The following is a 17,813-nucleotide window of genomic DNA, read 5'->3' on the forward strand; positions in this document are numbered from 1 at the left end:
TCGGCGTACTCGCTGAAATAGCGCTGTTCGAGTTCGACTATCAACCGGCGCAACTCCATCGCACTGAGGTCAGTCGCCTGCCCCAGCACCCAATTGTCCAGGACAATCGCGTTAACCAATCGCGGGCCTTGCTGGTCGAAATACTGCACATAGCGCTTGCTGTAAAACCCGGAAATCGGTTGGTCCAGCGCCATGAACACAGTGCCGTCGGTGAGACGGCTGGGCTCCAGCGTGTGCGATTGCTCGCGCAGCACGCGATATACCACGTCTGCCAGCGACTCTCCGCGCAGCACCTGGCGAGCCTGGGCGACCAGTTCATCATTGAGTGGCGCGGCAAAAGGTTGTTCAAGCAGCCGGCCGAAGTGCTCACTCAGGCGCGCCTGCGTCGAAGCCTCACCGGCATAGCGCTCGGACCACCGAGTCGCCACGCGCTCCGCCAGCCACCCGGCATCACGTCGCTCGCGCAGATTGAGCATCAGGTAGGCGCGCAGGTTATCCAGTAACCGTTCACGATCCCCAAGGCTCGACCGCACCTGTGCTTCGAGCAGCGAAGCGACCTGGGCGACCATTTGCTGCAGGGCGTCGTTGTAGGCACTGACCAACGGTGGTCGGCTCACTTCACCCTGAAACAGTCCGGCTCTCTCCAGCACGCCGGCCTCTGACACCGGCGGAAACACCCGGGTGGCCGCCAGGCGATTGTCCAGCAATGTCAGTAACCCCAACGTATGGTCCGCATCGTCCGGGGCTGGCGTATTAACTTGACCTAACTGCGCCAACAGCTCCAGGCGTTGGTGGTTGATCCCATAGCTGTGCACCCAGAGCATGCCCGCCGCACCGATGACCAGTGCTACGGCGCTCGCCCATCCCGCCTGCTGCCAACGAATGCGTCGGTGCTCCTCGGCGTGCAGCCCCGCAATATCGGCCTCGGCGAAAATCACCTGGTTGAAAAGACCTTGGACAAAGCGTTCGTGCCGCTCACCGGCACAGGTCAAATAGAAACCTCGCAACCCCTGGATGCGCTGATTGCGATGGGCGCAGAACGCAACTTCGATAAACAGGCATAAACGCTCACCGATGCGTGCCACCTGGGGCACAAAACCCAGCATCCAGCCACGGCGCTCGACATTGCGCTCCTGGTGCAGGCGCTGCACCAGTTCGCCACTCAGGCGCTGCAGCAACGTTTCGAACACCTGACGCACCTGCGCCATAGGCACACCCGTGTGGCTGCCAGTGATCAGCTCACCGAGTACGCCCTCTGCGGCGCTGTCGTGCGGCGTATCAAAAAACGCGGTAAAGCCTGGGATGTGGTCAGCGTGGGTCAGCACCAGATAAACCGGAATATCGATATGCAGCGTCTGCTGGATATCTTGTAACCTGGAATGCACATGCCGTGCATGGCGCTCCAGATCATGCTCATTGCTGCCCAACAGCGTGTCCACCGACAACGTCACCACCACGCCGTTGAGTGGACGTACTCGCCGCCTGGACTTGAGCAGCCCGAGTAATGTTGACCAACCTGCGGCATCGACCGCGCGGTCGGGCTGGTCCAGGTAGCGTCCGGCACTCTCCATCAGGACGCCCTGATCGGCGAAGAACCAGTCACAGTAGGCGCTGGCCCCTGATGATGCGGCTTGAAGGTGATCCGGCGGGCGCTGCGAGCCATTCGCTGCCAGCAAAGCGCTCTTGCCGCTGCCTCGCTGTCCGATCAACAAGTACCAGGGCAGTTCGTTGCGTGAGCGCACGCTGCGCCCGAAATAGTGGCGAGATGTTTTCAAGGTGTGCAGCGCGTCCTTGAAACGGGCGCGTACCTGTTTGCGCTCATCCTCTACCAGCCCCGGATGCTGACGGTCGGCCCGGCTTTCGTCGGTTTTGGACCTTGCGCTGTGGCGTGCGCCCGCAATGACCATCGCCAGCCCCCATAGCAGAAACAGCCCGCTGATAGTCACGAGCCGAGCCGTAGCACCTTGCCAGAACCGGTGGTCATCCACCGCCAGCACAGGCCCGAAAAACCACACCAGGCACGCGCTGGAAAGCACCAGCAACAAGCTCCATACCCAAACGATGCGCAGCAGGTTGCCCGCGCCCTTGAAGAATGCGTTCATTCAATGTTCCCAGCGTTACAAGGGCGTCGGAGTCAGTTCCGGCGCCGAAGATTGAAAGGGTTGCAATGCATGGGCTCGCTCCTGCTCCAGTACCCAGGCAGTTGCCGAATACATCGCCAGCAAAGCGATCAAGCCCAACGCCACACACCAGGTTGCGGAGAGTGTGCGCAGCCGCTTGCGGCGTGCCGGCTCCGGCCGGGGAACAGAGGCGGACACAGACACCGGGTCGCCACGCACGTGTCTTATCTGGCGATACAAGGCGTCACGGACGCCCTCAAGCTCGGTCACGCCGCGCTCCATGACCCTGTATTTGCCTTCAAAACCCATCGACAGGCACAGGTACATCAGTTCCAGCATGGCCAAGTGCTTCACGGGGTCGCGAGACAGTCGCTCCAACAGCTGGAAAAACTTTTCGCCGCCAAAGGTTTCGTTGTGAAAACGGCTCAGCAGACTGATCTTCGACCAGTCGCTGCGACTTCCCCACGCCGTGGTGACTACCGCTTCATCAACGACGCTGCACAGCACATAGCGAGCAGCAATCACCTGAGCGCTTTCCATGCCTTCATGCTGGGCGCGGACCTCGAAGCGTGTGAGGCTTGCGGCCAGTCGCTCATTGAGCGTCTGCAGGTTTTCCCGACCGCTGCTGAGTTTAAGTTCAAGCACCTCGCACATCAGTTCCCAGGCCGCTGTCACCAGCGGGTTAAGGCCCACGTTGAAACGTTGAGCGCCCTGCACAGCGGCGGCGTAGACCATGCGGTCTTCCAACTGTTCAAAACGCGGTGGCGAGGGAAAGTCCGTCACCGGGCGCTGTACCGGGCCGTGGCCGTTACGATCCAGCAACACGGTTTTTTCATCCAGCGGGTAATCACTGTCCATGTTCATGCTGTTCAATTCCTGATAGCCCAGAAGGTCAGTTCCAACTCGCTGAACTCGCCGCCGACATGGAACGCAAAACCACCCGATTGCTCCAACTGCGCGATATCCCGGGCACTGAGTTCGAGCATGAAATAGGTTTTACCGGAATGAAAAGGGATCTGGCGGGGCGCCACCGGCAGTGGTTTGACCTTGATGCCCGCCAGGTGCAGGTTGACCAGTTCGCGGATGCGCTCTACGGGACCGATTTTCAGATGGGCCGGCAAACGATGGCGCAGTTCTTCCGAGTCGCATTGAGCCGCGACTGCCAGGATGAATGTCGCGGTGCCCAGCAGCTTGAGATCGGCCACTGGGCAGACCATTACCCCATACTGGCGCTGTTGCAGTACCAGCTCCAGGGCATGCTGCTCAAAGACCATCGACAGCACTGTGCGCAACCCCGCCATCAACCCACGAAAACTCGCGCCCTGGTCGCCGTGGAGGTAGCGCACCTGCTGGGTGGCACGTTTGCTGTCGCTGGCAAACGTCGCCAGTTCGCCCAGTATCGACAGCATCTCGCGGAATAACGCCTCTGAACGCACTTGCGCCTGGACCAGATAATGGCGCAACACCGGCTCGGTCCGATTGATCAGTTGCAGCATCAAAAAGTCCGCAATCTGCGCACCCGCCGTGGCGCCATTGCCGCCCATCCGCTCAGCAATCGCATCCCCCCGGCTGGCGAGCAGGCTGATCACTTCTTTGAGGCAGGACGAAACAAACCCCGAGCCCTGCACATAAATAAACGTCGGGGCAAAATCAGGCTCCATACGCAGCCCCTCTTCAGCAGAGCATTCCAGCACCTGGGCAATCTTCAGCTTCACGTAGACCTCATCCCCCGGCTGCTCACCCAGCAACAGGCGCAAATCCGGCCGTGCGCAACTGATCTGGCAACGAGCGTCCCGGCCCGCATTGGAGTCCGCCACTTCAATGTCACAGGCGATGTAGCGCGCCAACACCTCCGGCGCCTCCTGCGTGCGGGTTTCAACCTGATTGCCGGTCGTCATCGGTAACGCCAGGTACACCGATTGCCTACCCGCGTTGGCCGGCACCTCCAGCACCAGTGGCGCCATGGCGGTGGTCAACTCGAAAAGACTGCCATCCGGCAAAACGCCACTGGCTTGATTGACCACCAGCTTGCCCAGGTTCAGGTATTGCAGGTCGATGTCCAGGCTCAGGAAACCCCAGGCATCACTGCCCAGCAAGCGAGTTCGATTAAGCTGCTGATGGTAATAACGGTCGTTATGTTGCAGGTGCTGGGGGCGCAGCAACATCCCTTCCTGCCAGATGACTTTATGAGCCTGCATATCAGTTCTCCTCCAGGCTGGCGAGCGGGTCGCCAGCACGGATACCCGCCTGGTCAAGCACCAGGTGTGCTCTTGTGACTTGCTGTGGCGCCAGCGCCAGCACCCAGCGCCATTGCACATGGGGTAAATCGCGGTACGCCGCAATGATGCCCACGTAACGGCTTTGCGGTTCGCTCCTGAGCTTGAGGGCCACCTGCTCGCCGGGGCGCAGCTCCAGCTCCTCGCTGCTCACCCAGTCTTTGGGCAGCGCCTGCTCGGCATGCCCATACAGGGTAAAAAAATCTGCGTTTTCGAATGCCACTGGATGCTTGAGTTCAAACAGCTGCACCACCACCGGCGAGGGGCGCCCATGCAGGTCGGGGTTCACTTCGTCACTGGCGGCCAGCGTCAAGTCGAGCTTGGTCAATGTGGAAAACGGTGACAGGTTGCTGCAACCACCCAGCAGCACCAATACAACCAAAAGAGGTAGGGCGACACGGGTCATGGGCATCCTCCCGAAGGTGTGGCAAACAACGCCGAGGCCAGGCGTACCTGCTCCTCATAGGCCTTGGAAAAGTTGCCGCGCAACAGGTCCGTATTCGATGCATTTTCTTCGACCACTCGTTGATAGTGGCGCTGGTAGGCCCGCCAATGCGCCCTGTCGGCAAAGAACCTCGGCACCTTGTCATCGCGCTCAAAACTGGCCAGCAAGTGGCCAGGGGCAAACGTCGCCAACGAGGTGCGCAGCGCCGTGCGGCATGCAACGAGCAGCGCGACCTGATGCACTTGCATTTGCCGGTACACCTGCGTAATGGCCGCTTCGGCGCAGGGTTGCGCCAACTCGCCCGTGCCCAGCAACGACGCCAACGCAGAGTCAATGCACAGGCTGTCTTTCAACGCGTTCGGACGTTTGATCAAGGTGCTCGCGTCCAGGTCCAATTCGTTGTGCAGTTCGTCGTGAGTGCGCAGGCTCTGTTGCAACCCATCAATCGCGTGCCTGAGTAAACCCGCAGCCTTAATCGCCAACGCCTCGCGGCCAGCGCAATCGAGCGCCTGCGCACTGACGCCCAACGCTTTGGCGAACTGCGCCCAGAACACTTCGTCGGCCTCGGGCGCCTGCGAGTCAGGCAAGACAGGTTCGACCCTCTCTACCAAAACGTCTGCCTGTGCAGGTAAGGTCAGGTAGTCGCGCTCAACATCGTCACCAGACATCCAGGCACTCGGTGCCTCTTGCACGTCGTTCAAGGCGTCCAGCTCGCACGGCGGTGCGCCGTGCATCGACTGGCGATCCCATTCTTGAACGGGGTCCAGGCCCAGGTAAGCATCATCGGGTATCACCCCGCCCGCAGTGGATAATGGCTGGCAATGCGACGCCACGCGCTCAATCAACCGCGCACGGATAGCAAATGGCCCCAACTGGAAAACATCACCCTCCACGATCAACCGCGCCTGCCCCTTTTGCAGCGACTTGCCACTGCTCACCGCACGGATACCGTTACTGCTGATATCCGTCAGGAAATAACGCGCGTCACGGTACGCGATCAACCCGTGGTGACTGGAAAGCAAGCGACTGGGGTCAGAAATACTCCAGTCGCAACCGGCTCCACGACCGACCACGCCGCCCACTCCATCGAACACCTTGCGCGGTGGCGGCTCATCGCTCCCGCCATCACACACTTCAAGCACTAATTGCATGAAAGGCTCCATTTCATTGGCCGCGACGGGTCGCTTGGGAGTCACCCAAAGGACGATAGTCAGCGTCATCAAACACATAATTGGCGCTGCAACCGCTCAGTAAACACAACACAAGCAGTACGGCTCGCCATGGACGATCAGGCATCGGGTTCTCCCAGGTAGATAAAACAAACGGGGCATCGCAGAGCCCATGAGCACGCCAGCGTGAATACGCCATTCAGCATTCGCCTCGAGACGCGCCCATGGGGATATTCAAACGCGCAAGCCGGTACAGCAGCGTGCGACGCGCGACCCCAAGTTCACGCGCGGTGCGCGTTCGATTGCCACGGTTCTTGTGCAGGCAATCGATCAGAAAGACCCGTTCCACCCGCTCCAGACGCTGACGCAGAGTCGCTTCGGCGGTCGTACCCGCGGGAGCCGACGACAGCGACAGGTGCTCAGGTAAAATCACCCCGTCATCACACAGCAGCACCGCCCGTTCCACCAGGCATTTGAGCTCACGCACATTGCCTGGGAAGGCGTGGCCGGAGAGCTGATCAAGCGCGGCACTGGACCAACTGACCACCGGTTTTTCGAGTGCCGCGCAGACCTTTTCAGCAAAGTGCCGGGCAAGCTGCAGCACATCACCGTCACGCTCACGCAAGGCCGGTAATTGGATAGGGAACTGTGCCAATCGGTAATAGAGGTCCTCGCGAAAAGTCCCCTGGCTGACCATTGCCAGCAGGTCGCGATGGGTGGCGGCGATGATTCGCACGTCGACCTTGTGGGCGGTATTGGCGCCCAGGGGGCGCACCTCACCTTCTTGTAGAACTCTCAGCAGCTTTGCCTGCAGGGAGAGTGGCATATCGCCAATCTCATCCAGCAGCAGTGTGCCGCCATCAGCCGCGTCAAATAGCCCAGCATAGTTACGCTCCGCACCGGTAAACGCGCCTTTGCGGTAGCCGAACAGCTCACTCTCCAGCAAGCCCTCAGGGAAGGCTGCGCAGTTTTGCACGACAAACGCTCGCGTGCTGCGCGGGCCGGCGGCGTGAATCGCACGCGCCACCACCTCCTTGCCAGTGCCGGTTTCACCGTGCAACAGCACGGTAAAAGGCGCCTGCACAACCTTGCCGATGAGGTGACAGGTCGCTTCCATCGCGGTGCTGTTGCCGATCAAGCCATAGCCGCCTGTGACGGGCGCACAGCGCTGGGCAACAGCAGTGATGCGCCCAGGATGGGCAAGCCGGCGCAGAGTTAATTGGCCGAGGGCAAAGCTACCCAGTTGGCCCAACGACACGGCGTAGCCCTGAAATTGCGTCGGGCGCAGGCTGGCACAAAGCAGGACGCCGCACACCGCCTTGCTCCGGTTGAACAAGGGCAGGCATGTCAGCGAGTGCCAAGGCAACGTCGCTACGGGCAGAAAACCGCTGTCATAGGCGCTGTTGCACAGTTCATCAATGGTCAGCTCCCGCCCCTGGTTAAGGACGTAGTGCAATAACTGCTGGTGTTGAACCTCCACAGTTGCAGCCCGCTCGCCTGAGGGTTCCCCGTCAGGGAAGTATTGAGCGATCAGCCCCAACTGGCCGGTGGTTTCCTCCCGCGCATACAGTTGGCACAGGTCACACTCGCTCAACTGCGCAGCGGCCGTGACGCAAAGCTGCGCCAACGTCGATTCCTCACGCTCAAATCCCAGGCGGGTGAACCAGCCCAGCAGTTGGTCGGTGCAGGCCTGCGGACCAGGCAACGGCTTGAATGCGCTGTGCGTCATTGGCTGAACTCACACACAGGCACACCGCGGCCATCCAGCGTCGCGTGGGTGGCAGAGAGGGATTCGCCAACGGCCATCGCACTGAGCAGGCGATCAACGATCTGCGGCAGCAGGTGGGACTCGATCCACTGGTCGATATAACGCGCACCACTGTCCTGGTGCATACAGCGTTCGACCATGTGCGTGACCAGTTCGGCGCTGTAGCTGAACACCAGTTCACGCGTGTGCAGCCGTTGGCCAAGGCGCGCAAGCTTGAGCCTTGCCACGTCCTGTAACCGTTCGCCTGCGAGCGGGTAATACGGCACGACACGCATCCGGGCAAGCAGAGCCGGCTTGAAGTGAGCGCGCAATACGGGGCGAATCACTTCCTCCAGCACCTCAGAATCAGGGCGCTGGCCATCGGCGCACAGTGCTGTGATGCAATCGCTGCCCAGGTTGGACGTCATCAGGATCAGCGTGTTACGGAAGTCGATTTCGCGACCTTCACCGTCATTGGCCAAGCCCTTGTCAAAGACCTGGTAGAACAGGTTCAGCACCTCTGGGTCGGCCTTCTCGACTTCATCGAGCAGCACCACTGAATAGGGGCGCTGGCGCACGGCCTCGGTCAGCACCCCGCCCTCGCCGTATCCAATGTAACCGGGAGGCGCTCCGATCAATCGGGACAGGGAGTGTTGCTCCTGGTATTCCGACATATTGAGCGTGATCACAAACCGCTCGCCGCCGTACAGCAAGTCCGCCAGCGCCAGCGCCGTCTCGGTCTTGCCGACCCCGCTTGGGCCGGCCAGCAAAAATACGCCTACTGGGGCCTCAGGATTATTAAGGCCTGCAGCCACCGCTCGCAGGTTGCGATCAAGCGCCTGCACCGCCGGTTCCTGCCCAATAATTCGCTCGCGCAGGGCATCGGCAAAACCCGGGATGCGCTCACTGTGCTCCAACGCCAGTTGCTCGACCGGAACACCGGTCCAGCCGCTGATGACCTGAGCGACCACCCGTGGGCAGACCTCGTGACTGGCTTGCTGCTGTTCACGCTGCATCCAGCCCTGCTCGGCTTGCTGGCGCTCAAGCTCGAGGGCGTCCAGACGCCGGACCAGTGTTTGCAACGCTGGCTGGTCAACTGACAAGCCTGCTTGAACATCGCGCTCAAGCGCCACGCGCTGCTGTGTGCCCTCGGCCAATTCAGCGCACAGCTGCTGCAACACCTCAGGCGCCGCCGTCAGGCTAATGCGCACTTGCGCACAGGCTGTATCCAGTACATCGACGGCCTTGTCCGGCAACTGGCGCCCCGCCAGGTAACGAGCGCTCAGTTGCGCTGCCGCCACCACCGCATCGTCGCGTACATAGACGCCATGGCTGGCTTCATACACCGGCACCAACCCGCGCAAAATGGAAACTGCCGCCGCCACACTCGGCTCGCCAACCTTCACCGGCTGGAAGCGCCGTGCCAGCGCTGGGTCTTTTTCGATGTATTTTTTGTACTCGGACCAGGTCGTGGCTGCGATTGTGCGCAATTGACCGCGCGCCAGGGCGGGCTTGAGCAAATTGGCGGCATCGCCTCCACCCACCTGCCCGCCGGCACCCACCAGGGTATGTGCCTCATCAATAAACAGGATCACGGCCTGTGGTGAGGCGTTGACCTCGTCGATCACACCTTTGAGCCGCCGTTCGAACTCGCCCTTGATGCTGGCGCCGGCCTGCAACAAGCCCATATCCAAGGTCAGTATGCGTACTCCCTTGAGTGGCTCGGGCACCTGTGAGGCAACCACTCGCAAAGCGAGCCCTTCGACGATGGCGGTCTTACCCACGCCCGCGTCTCCCACCAGGATCGGGTTGTTCTTGCGCCGACGCACAAGGATATCGATCAATTGACGGATCTCTGCGTCGCGGCAAAGGACCGGGTCGATACGGCCTTCGCGGGCTTGATGCGTCAGGTCGTGGGTAAAGCGCTCCAGCAGCGACTCGCCTGGTCGCAAAGGGCCAGTTCCAGATCCCTGGCTCAACAAAAAATCGAGCACCCGTTGCGCGTCCAAACGACTCAGCAATTGCTGATAACCACTGCCCGCGTGTTGCAGTGGATGGCGCAGAAGTGCCAGCAATAAAGCACCGGCATCGACTTCAACCTGCCCCAGTTCAAGGTGGCCAACCATTAATGCTTGTTGCAACCACTGCACGAGTGCCGGGGCAAACACCGGGCTGCGCGATGCACTGTGTTCACCTTTGAGCTGCAGCATGGCCTGAAGCTCGCCTGGAGCGATCTCGGCATCCGCCAGCGCCCTGGCCAAAGGACCATCATGGTGTTCCAGCAGTGTCAGCAGCAGGTCCTCAACCAACACTTCCTTGCCACCGCGCGTAACACATCGTTCAGCTGCCCGCGCCAAGTCAACGCGCGTTTGCGGGGTCAAGGTCCGGATCAGTTGTTGCAGGTCTACATTCATCATAATCATCAGTCCCTAATCAGAGTGGCTGGCCAGAGTGACCACACCGTCGGCACGCTCGTACCCCAACCAACTGGTCCAACCGAGACGACATACGTTGCGCTCGCCAATATGCAATGGCCGCACTTCACCCTCGGCCAGTACCAGGCGCACGTCATAGTCCAATGGCACCCGCAGCATCAGGCGAACCAGCGAGCACAACGGTTTGCACGCGCTGCCGGCGGGTAGAAACGTGTGAAAGCGCTGCCAGCTCAAGCCCTCGACATGCACCCTGAACTTGCCGCTGCGATCGGCAACCCGGTGCCCGAGCAGCAGGTCTTCGCCAAGCACGTTATTGGCCGTACCGAGTTGATTGCGTTGCTGTTGAGCGATGACCACCGTGCGTTCAACCCATTGTTCAATGAACAAACGACTGTGCTTGAAGTAATGGCGCAGCACCGTTTCGATCAACGTTGCCGAATGCGCTCGCAGGCTCAGTAGCCCCAGGTACGGCAACAACCGCTTGCAGTCCAATTGCGCCGCGTCTCGAATCTGGCGGCTGCCCAGCCCGACCAGCGCAAACATCTGCGCGGAAAAAGCATCACTGGCGTCGGTGCGAAAACTCGCTCGATAGCGATACTTACGCCAGATCGGCAACATCAACCTCTGCAGGCGGTGGTGAAATACGTCGAGAAAGCCACGGCTGACGCTGCCACTCGCCTGCTCTTGATAAAACCCAGGCAATGGCGAACCGGCGCCAAACAAGCCGAGCACGTTAAGACGCAGGCGCGCGCGTAACTGTCCGTGCTCGACAAAAAAAACCACCCGGTCAATGTCGTGCCCAGGGAAACCCAAGCTTGGGTTGGCCTGGAACTCGAGCAGGTCATATAACGCGTCGTCATCCAGTGAAGGATGGCTGTCGCGCAGGCGCTCAATCACCTGCAGTACCGCCTGGAATAACGAATACTCGCGAATTGTGCGTGCTAGAGCAGTCAAAGCAGGGCCTGCCGACCCATCCGGGGTGGCCATAGATACACGTCTCCTTGTGTGCTGGTGACCCGCAGTTCGTGATACGAATTGAGGCCGGCGTATAGGGCAAAAAACTCATTGAGTGCCGAGGCGAAGACAAACAGGTCGCCCTGGCCGGCAAAGCCGTTGACGTCAATACTCAAGTCGACCTGCAGGCCACGTATCGGCAGCCCACGATGTATTCGATCGACGGCTTGATGACGGATGGACTTCAACGCATCCAGTCTTCGCTGGCTGACGTTGTGAGCCTGTCGATCGTGATAGCGCGGCAAGTCGTATGTCTGGAGGATGACTTTCAAGGCACGGGTATCGGTCAACGAGAGGTAGTTGAGCGACATGTTGCTGATCAGTTTCCAGAGGAAGTCCTGGTCCAAAGGCGGAGCAAAGCTTGCCGTCGGCGCACAGATATTGCGAAACGTCAGGAATTCCGGGGTTTGTTCACAGGGCTGATTGATCTCTCCCACCTGCAGCAGCCGTGGCAAGTTGTGGTTGGTGCAGGTCAATTCAATCGAAAGGGTTTCCTGCTCATTGCCTGGGCCAGTGCCAAAACTCAACCAGGTATCCAGTTCGGCACTTTGCACCGACGAGCGCTGACGAATGCTGTAGCTGGGCGTGCGCGCCGAAGTGGCATTGCCACTGCCATGCTCGAAGGATTCGAACGGCACATACGCCTGGTAGCCCAGCCCACCCGGGCGCCATCCGGTCACCTGGTCCACGGAAAAGACCGCGGCATTGCCCCGCGCTATGCCACCCGGCAGCAGCAGGTACTCATCCTGCTTGCCATCGAGGCGAATGGGCACCGCGTCGTGCTTGAACAGGTTGGCAATCGGCGTGCAATACAGCTTTACGTTGTCCAGAGTGGGGCGATGCGCCGCATGCGCGGGGTGGTTTAACTTGAAACGCAGCTCTATACATCTCGCCTGCTTGCGCAATTCATTTGGCAACGCCTCTAACGCATCCAGCCCCATTACATCGACAAACAGATACTTGTCCGTAAACGCAAAATATTCCTGCAGATGGCGATAACCGCAAAAGGTGTTGGCGGGATAGGGAATCAGTGCATGCTCCTCATCGAACCCCACCGGTTTTACCTGGCTTGCAGCAAGCCGCAGCGACAACGGCTGGCCATCGCGATCCTTGATCACAACCCCTTCGTGGTCAAAGAGCCGCAATTCGATGCCTTCCAGATGACGCAACAAGCTCAGGTACAAGCCTTGGCTCACCTGTCGATCACCCGCCAGGTGCAAACGCAATTGATCGAACGCCAACTGGCTCAAATTGCCCTCGACGCTCATCTCCATGTGCAGGTTGAGGAGCGTTTGTGCTCCCTGGGACACGTACTCCAGGCGACTCAGTTGCAACGCCAGCACCTGGGTGGCGTAGCAGGTACGAAAGCGGCAGCGCTCACCATTGACCAGCACGCTTTCAACCGGCGTGTCCCGTTCTACGCTCACCGTGGTGCACGCATGTTTCAACGGGTCAAATTGCAAGATACTGAACGCCGGCAGTGGCCGCATATAGTTGGGCCACAGCAGATGCATCAATGAGTGAGTCAGCTCTGGAAGCTCGTCGGCAAGCTTCTGGCGCAAGCGCCCGGTCAGAAAGGCGAAGCCTTCCAATAGACGCTCTACATCCGGGTCCTGGCCTGAGTCGGCGAGAAAAGGTGCCAAGGCTGGGTTGCGTTCAGCAAAACGCCGCCCAAGTTGGCGCAAGGCACTTAGCTCACTTTGGTAAAAGTGGTTAAAGGACATCAGGCAGTACCTCAACCCGACCACCACCGGCCAACTGCGCGTTAAAAACCACTGGTTGCACAACGCCGTCGATGAGCAGTGTTGCCTCAATCACAAACGCCAGGACCAAGGGGTTGCCAGTATCGGGTAAGCCCCTGACACGCACATTCGAAAGGCGTGGTTCGTAAACCTGGATGAAACGCTCAATCGACAGGCGCGACTGACTCAATGACTCATGCAGGCTCAAGCGCATGTCATTGAGGTCGGGCAGCCCATAGTCAGGCAGCGTCAAGACACTGCCTGCACGTGTGCCGAGCATGTTCTCCAAGTGCGCGGCAATCGACGCTACACTTCCGGCCCTGGCGGATGCCAGGCCTTCGAGACGCTCAAAAAGGCTGCGATAGTCGGGTATCCCCTGCCCCTTTCTCATTCTTTGTCGAGTTTGCCGACGAGGGACAGGGTGAAGTCCGCGCCCATGTACTTGAAGTGCGGACGCACACTGAGGTTAACGCGGTACCAGCCAGGTTCGCCCTCAACATCACTGACCACGATGCGGGCAGCCCGCAATGGGCGCCGCCCACGCACTTCGGCGCTGGGGTTTTCCTGGTCGGCAACGTATTGGCGGATCCATTTGTTGAGCTCCAGCTCAAGGTCGGTACGCTCCTTCCATGAACCCAACTGCTCACGCTGCAACACCTTGAGATAATGCGCCAGCCGGTTGACCACCATCATGTAGGGCAGTTGTGTTCCCAGGCGGTAATTCAACTCAGCTTCCTTGCCCTCGGCACTGCTGCCGAAATACTTGGGTTTTTGTACTGAACTGGCGGAAAAGAACGCCGCGTTATCACTGCCTTTGCGCATGGTCAGGGCAATAAAACCTTCCTGTGCGAGTTCGTACTCACGACGGTCAGAGACCAGCACTTCGGTCGGGATCTTGGTTTCAATTTCACCCATGCTCTGGAAATGATGCAGGGGCAGGTCTTCCACTGTCCCACCGCTTTGCGGGCCGATAATGTTCGGGCACCAGCGAAACCGGGCAAAACTGTCCGTCAGCCGGGTGGCAAAGGCAAACGCGGTATTGCCCCACAAATAGTGTTCGTGGCTGTTGACCACGTTTTCCTGGTAGGCAAATGTCTTGACCGGGCACTCAAGGGGATCGTAAGGGGTACGCAACAGGAACCGCGGCACGGTCAGGCCAATGTAACGAGCGTCTTCGCTCTGACGAAAGCTTTGCCATTTGGCAAATTGCGGCCCCTCGAAATGATCCTTGAGGTCCTTCATGTCAGGCAGACCGGTAAAGCTTTCCAAACCGAAAAAGCTCGGCCCTGCGGCGGCAATAAACGGTGCATGGGCCATGCAGGCAACACTGGAAACGTATTGCATCAGCTTCACATCCGGCGCGCTGGGCCCAAGGAAGTAGTTGGCAATGATCGCGCCCACGGGCTGGCCGCCGAACTGACCATACTCGGCACTGTAGATATGCTTGTAGAGCCCGGACTGGGTGGTTTCCGGGGAGTCTTCGAAATCGTCCAGCAGGTCCTGTCGTGAGACGTTCAGCAGTTCGATCTTGATGTTCTCGCGAAAATTGGTGCGATCGACGAGCAGTTGCAACCCTCTCCACGAAGCTTCCAGTGCCTGGAAATCCGGGTGATGAAGAATTTCATCCATTTGCTCGCTGAGCTTCATGTCGATCTCGGCGATCATTCGATCGACCAGACGCTTCTTGACCGGCTCGCCGCTGTTGTGCGGTTTGACAAGCTCTTCGATAAACGCCGAGACACCGCGTTTGGCAATGCTGTAGGCCTCGTCATCCGCGCTCAGCAGTGTTTGGGCAATGATGGTATCGAGAATGCTGTGCTCGTCAGCCACTCGGGTGGGTAGCGGATGCTGTTGGGTGGTCATGGCGTCAGTGTCCTTTACTGAAAATGTCAGGCGGTGGGGTCACTCAACCCCAATTCGGTCAATACACGTGCGCGGGAGTCGTCATCCGCCAGCGCCTGTTCGATCGCCTTGCGAAAGCTCGGCGTGTTACCCAATGGCCCCTTGAGGGCCATCAGTGCTTCACGCAGCGCCATGAGTTTTTGCAGCTCCGGGATCTGCTCGACCAGGTTCGCCGGGGTAAAATCCTTCATCGAGTTGACCCGCACCTGGATCGACAGTGCTTCGATATCGGGCAGTTCCTGCAGGCGATTAGGCACACTTAGCGTCAACGCCAGTGCCTGTTTGGCCAGCACGTCATCAAAGGTGTTCTTGTCGATACCGATAGGCTTGCGGTCTTCGAGCTTGCGTGGGTCTTCGCGCTGGGCGAAGTCACCCAGCACCAGCAATTTCAGAGGTAGCTCAACCTCTTCCTGGGCGCCCCCGACGGCGGGCTTGAAGGTGATATTGATGCGTTCCTTGGGTGCTACCGAACCTTCTTTGGCCACGGTAAATCTCCTTTTTTCGAGGGGGTTCAAAAGCCTATTCAAGTACCGCTTCAACATCGAAGTGGCAGAGCCTTCGGTGGGTAGTTTCCTTACGCTCGCGTATGGCCTGGCTTTGCGGCAAAAGCTCGCAACAGCGATACAAAAGCTGCGCAACCTGCAGTGCCAGTTCCGGCTCCCAGCGATCCAGACCGGCGCGCTGAAGCTCGTGGTCCAAGTCTTCGAGCTGCACCTTCGCCAGCTCTTGCTTGCCTGCCGATACGCACAACCGCGCCAGTGCCAGACGCCAATGAAAACGCGCGCGCTCGCTGCGTGCGGTGTGCATGCCCTGCTTGAGTTCGTGTATTGCCTCCTTGAGCCCGTCCTTACGCAACCTGGGCATGACCTCTTGCAAGGCCGCTTCCCAGGGTTCGGCGTTGGCATCCACAACCACGCCGGACGGCGCAGGCGGCTGCAAGTGTCGAGCGACCTGAAGCGTGATCCAGTCCCGGGTGGCGGTATCGGCAAACGGCGCACCGTCGTGAAATTTGAATTCGGGCAGGTTTGGCAAACGTTTCAATAACAGCGCGAAGCTGACTTCCAGTTCGGTCTTAGCCAGATCGGCCTGCAAGGCGTCAAGGCATTCCCAGACCATGTGCAAGCCGTCAAACCAGAACAACGCACCCGCCAGGCTGGCCTCAAGTTCAAGCAACAGGTCGCCGTAATGCCCTTGGGCAAAACGCTTCCGGTAGCGCTTGAGCTTGTCGGGCGTCGGGCCACGAAGCACCGTGAGCCGGTCACTGTCAGCGTCCGGGTAGGTGTTGAGTGCCAGCCAAGTCAGTGTCCGGTTAAGCCGCAAGGCGCGCAGGTCGGTCGCATCCTGGCGCAGCCACCAGTTGCATAAGTGCCGGCCACGTTCCTGTAAGGCGCGCAGTGACTTGTGGGCCTCTTTTTCACTGGCTATCGTCTGGTTACCCGTTTTGTCGTGACCCGTTGCCGACTCGGGGATCAGCAGCCGCGTCGTCGCCTGCTTGACCTGAGCAGTCACACGCGCCGAACCGGCTTCTGACAGCTCCACTTCTACGGCCTGCGCCAAGCGCTGCGTCAATTGCCTGCGCAGCGGCAATAACGTCGGTGCCTCATCACTCAAATGCGCAGACCAAAGCTCATCGAGGTGCGTCAGGTGCTCAAGCATGCGGCGAAACAATGGCTGCTGGTCCTTGAGCGAAAAGCTTTGTGCAAATACCTGCTCCAAGCGTAGCGCCAACCAGCCCAGTGCTGCGCCACGGGTGCGTAATTTTGCCGGATAGACAACCGCCCAATGGTGCTCGCATAAATGACGTATCAACCCGAGGCCCGCCACCAGCCCCGGCAAGGATTCACGCTGGTACAGCGCCCAAGTCAACCAGGCCGCCACCCGCAGATCCTTGGTGTGCTGACGCAGCAGGCACTCGCTGATGTGCATGACCTCCTGCCAGTCCGGCTGGGTGCTGACATGTATCGATTGCACTTTGCCAAGCTCGGACTCCAAGGCCTCATATTCACTTGAAAAGCGCATATCGCTGCCTGCAAAGTTACCCTGCGAACAGGGCACTAAGGCAAGTTCAAGATAATAGCCACACAAAGCGCCTGAATAATCCATTTTGGGCCGCACACCATTTAAAACAATTAAATTCTGCACACCTGAAGCACACTCAGGCGCAAAAAACACGATTATAAAAACCTCGCCACTCTCTCCACGAAGTTCGCAAACACTAGCTGGACAAATAACATCCGGCAAGTGTCAAATCGGCACTTAAGGATTTTCCTACAAACCCCTAAATCATTGGCGTGCGCACCATTTTGCGCAGCAAAACCAGCACGCCATGCTCAATTAACCCTCTCCTCCAATAAGCACACGAAAAAACTAGACGAGCAAATTAATGCACACTTCTGCGCAACCAATTTCATTTAAATCGGATTAAAACATCCACCTTCTTAATGAAATCAAGCTCAACAACAGGCAACCCCCTGCTTTTACTGGGCTTGTTAATTTCAGGCACGCTTCTTGTTATAGGAACTTGCCCAGCCGGCACAACTGCCGCTGGGCACTACTTCAACCATCAGGCAAGGAAACCCGTCATGCCAACACCCGCATACCTTTCGATCACCGGTGTCAAACAAGGACTGATTACGGCAGGCACGTTTACCCAGGACTCGGTAGGCAACATTTATCAGGAGGGCCACGAAGACCAGATCCTGGTCCAGGCTTTTTCGCATCAAGTGATCATTCCCCGTGACCCGCAATCCGGTCAGCCAACCGGCCAAAGGGTTCACAAACCGCTGATGATCAGCAAGGTCTTCGATAAATCATCGCCCCTGCTGTTCAGCGCGCTGACCAGTGGCGAAGAAGTCAAATGCCAACTGCAATGGTTCCGCACCTCCTCGGCCGGCACCCAGGAGCACTATTTCACCATCGAGCTTGAGGGTGCGACCATCGTGGACATCCAGTCACGCATGCCC

The 17,813-nt window shown here is 59.1% G+C and carries 14 protein-coding genes; 1 reads left to right on the forward strand and 13 read right to left on the reverse strand.

The window, feature by feature from the left end; translation table 11 throughout:
• From FEM54_RS06335 to tssA, 13 genes are all read right to left on the reverse strand, one after another.
• Positions 1–2,102, reverse strand: a 2,102-nt coding sequence (locus FEM54_RS06335; protein WP_276614445.1) for a type VI secretion protein IcmF/TssM N-terminal domain-containing protein, incomplete at its 3' end; no start/stop codon positions are given.
• A gap of 15 nt (positions 2,103–2,117) precedes the next feature.
• Entirely contained in the window at positions 2,118–2,984 is an 867-nt protein-coding gene (gene icmH, locus FEM54_RS06340) for a type IVB secretion system protein IcmH/DotU (protein ID WP_138450039.1), read from the reverse strand.
• Between the two features lie 5 nt (positions 2,985–2,989).
• The gene (gene tssK / locus FEM54_RS06345) at positions 2,990–4,318 is read right to left on the reverse strand and encodes a type VI secretion system baseplate subunit TssK (RefSeq protein WP_138450041.1); all 1,329 of its coding nucleotides are present in this window, start codon (positions 4,316–4,318) and stop codon (positions 2,990–2,992) included.
• Position 4,319: 1 nt separating this feature from the next.
• Positions 4,320–4,802 (reverse strand): type VI secretion system lipoprotein TssJ, encoded by a 483-nt coding sequence (gene tssJ / locus FEM54_RS06350; RefSeq protein WP_017136823.1) that lies wholly within the window; start codon positions 4,800–4,802, stop codon positions 4,320–4,322.
• Positions 4,799–5,992: a type VI secretion system-associated FHA domain protein TagH gene (gene tagH / locus FEM54_RS06355; protein WP_138450043.1), complete on the reverse strand. Its 1,194-nt coding sequence runs from the start codon at positions 5,990–5,992 to the stop codon at positions 4,799–4,801. The genes tssJ and tagH overlap by 4 nt, the downstream gene beginning before the upstream one ends.
• Positions 5,993–6,209: 217 nt before the next feature.
• Positions 6,210–7,739, reverse strand: coding sequence for a sigma-54 interaction domain-containing protein (locus FEM54_RS06365; RefSeq protein ID WP_138450045.1), 1,530 nt, complete (start codon positions 7,737–7,739; stop codon positions 6,210–6,212).
• A complete protein-coding gene (locus FEM54_RS06370; protein WP_240792716.1) occupies positions 7,736–10,180 on the reverse strand; it encodes an AAA family ATPase in 2,445 nt (814 codons plus the stop codon). Before FEM54_RS06370 ends, FEM54_RS06365 begins: the two co-directional genes overlap by 4 nt.
• 6 nt (positions 10,181–10,186) lie before the next feature.
• On the reverse strand, positions 10,187–11,179 hold the full coding sequence (tssG, locus tag FEM54_RS06375; protein WP_017136827.1) for a type VI secretion system baseplate subunit TssG: 993 nt from the start codon (positions 11,177–11,179) through the stop codon (positions 10,187–10,189).
• Positions 11,143–12,930, reverse strand: a complete 1,788-nt coding sequence (tssF, locus tag FEM54_RS06380) for a type VI secretion system baseplate subunit TssF (protein WP_138450048.1) — start codon at positions 12,928–12,930, stop codon at positions 11,143–11,145. The genes tssG and tssF overlap by 37 nt, the downstream gene beginning before the upstream one ends.
• Positions 12,920–13,339, reverse strand: coding sequence for a type VI secretion system baseplate subunit TssE (gene tssE / locus FEM54_RS06385; RefSeq protein ID WP_218172152.1), 420 nt, complete (start codon positions 13,337–13,339; stop codon positions 12,920–12,922). The genes tssF and tssE overlap by 11 nt, the downstream gene beginning before the upstream one ends.
• Positions 13,336–14,811, reverse strand: coding sequence for a type VI secretion system contractile sheath large subunit (gene tssC, locus FEM54_RS06390; protein WP_017136830.1), 1,476 nt, complete (start codon positions 14,809–14,811; stop codon positions 13,336–13,338). Before tssC ends, tssE begins: the two co-directional genes overlap by 4 nt.
• Before the next feature lie 26 nt (positions 14,812–14,837).
• Positions 14,838–15,335: a type VI secretion system contractile sheath small subunit gene (gene tssB, locus FEM54_RS06395; protein ID WP_017136831.1), complete on the reverse strand. Its 498-nt coding sequence runs from the start codon at positions 15,333–15,335 to the stop codon at positions 14,838–14,840.
• Between the two features lie 34 nt (positions 15,336–15,369).
• Positions 15,370–16,953, reverse strand: a complete 1,584-nt coding sequence (gene tssA / locus FEM54_RS06400; protein ID WP_138450051.1) for a type VI secretion system protein TssA — start codon at positions 16,951–16,953, stop codon at positions 15,370–15,372.
• A 479-nt stretch (positions 16,954–17,432) separates the two neighbouring features.
• Here tssA and FEM54_RS06405 point away from each other — a divergent pair.
• Positions 17,433–17,813, forward strand: a 381-nt coding sequence (locus FEM54_RS06405; protein WP_138450050.1) for an Hcp family type VI secretion system effector, incomplete at its 3' end; no start/stop codon positions are given.

Origin of the sequence: Pseudomonas edaphica (assembly GCF_005863185.1) — a bacterium.
Lineage (GTDB): Bacteria > Pseudomonadota > Gammaproteobacteria > Pseudomonadales > Pseudomonadaceae > Aquipseudomonas > Aquipseudomonas edaphica.

Coding starts and splice junctions, on each gene's coding strand:
- tssA (WP_138450051.1), bottom strand. CDS start 16,953: ATGGATTATTCAGGCGCTTTGTGTGGCTATTATCTTGAACTTGCCTTA.
- tssC (WP_017136830.1), bottom strand. CDS start 14,811: ATGACCACCCAACAGCATCCGCTACCCACCCGAGTGGCTGACGAGCAC.
- tssF (WP_138450048.1), bottom strand. CDS start 12,930: ATGTCCTTTAACCACTTTTACCAAAGTGAGCTAAGTGCCTTGCGCCAA.
- FEM54_RS06365 (WP_138450045.1), bottom strand. CDS start 7,739: ATGACGCACAGCGCATTCAAGCCGTTGCCTGGTCCGCAGGCCTGCACC.
- tssK (WP_138450041.1), bottom strand. CDS start 4,318: ATGCAGGCTCATAAAGTCATCTGGCAGGAAGGGATGTTGCTGCGCCCC.
- tagH (WP_138450043.1), bottom strand. CDS start 5,992: ATGCAATTAGTGCTTGAAGTGTGTGATGGCGGGAGCGATGAGCCGCCA.
- FEM54_RS06370 (WP_240792716.1), bottom strand. CDS start 10,180: ATGATTATGATGAATGTAGACCTGCAACAACTGATCCGGACCTTGACC.
- tssJ (WP_017136823.1), bottom strand. CDS start 4,802: ATGACCCGTGTCGCCCTACCTCTTTTGGTTGTATTGGTGCTGCTGGGT.
- tssE (WP_218172152.1), bottom strand. CDS start 13,339: ATGAGAAAGGGGCAGGGGATACCCGACTATCGCAGCCTTTTTGAGCGT.
- icmH (WP_138450039.1), bottom strand. CDS start 2,984: ATGAACATGGACAGTGATTACCCGCTGGATGAAAAAACCGTGTTGCTG.
- tssG (WP_017136827.1), bottom strand. CDS start 11,179: ATGGCCACCCCGGATGGGTCGGCAGGCCCTGCTTTGACTGCTCTAGCA.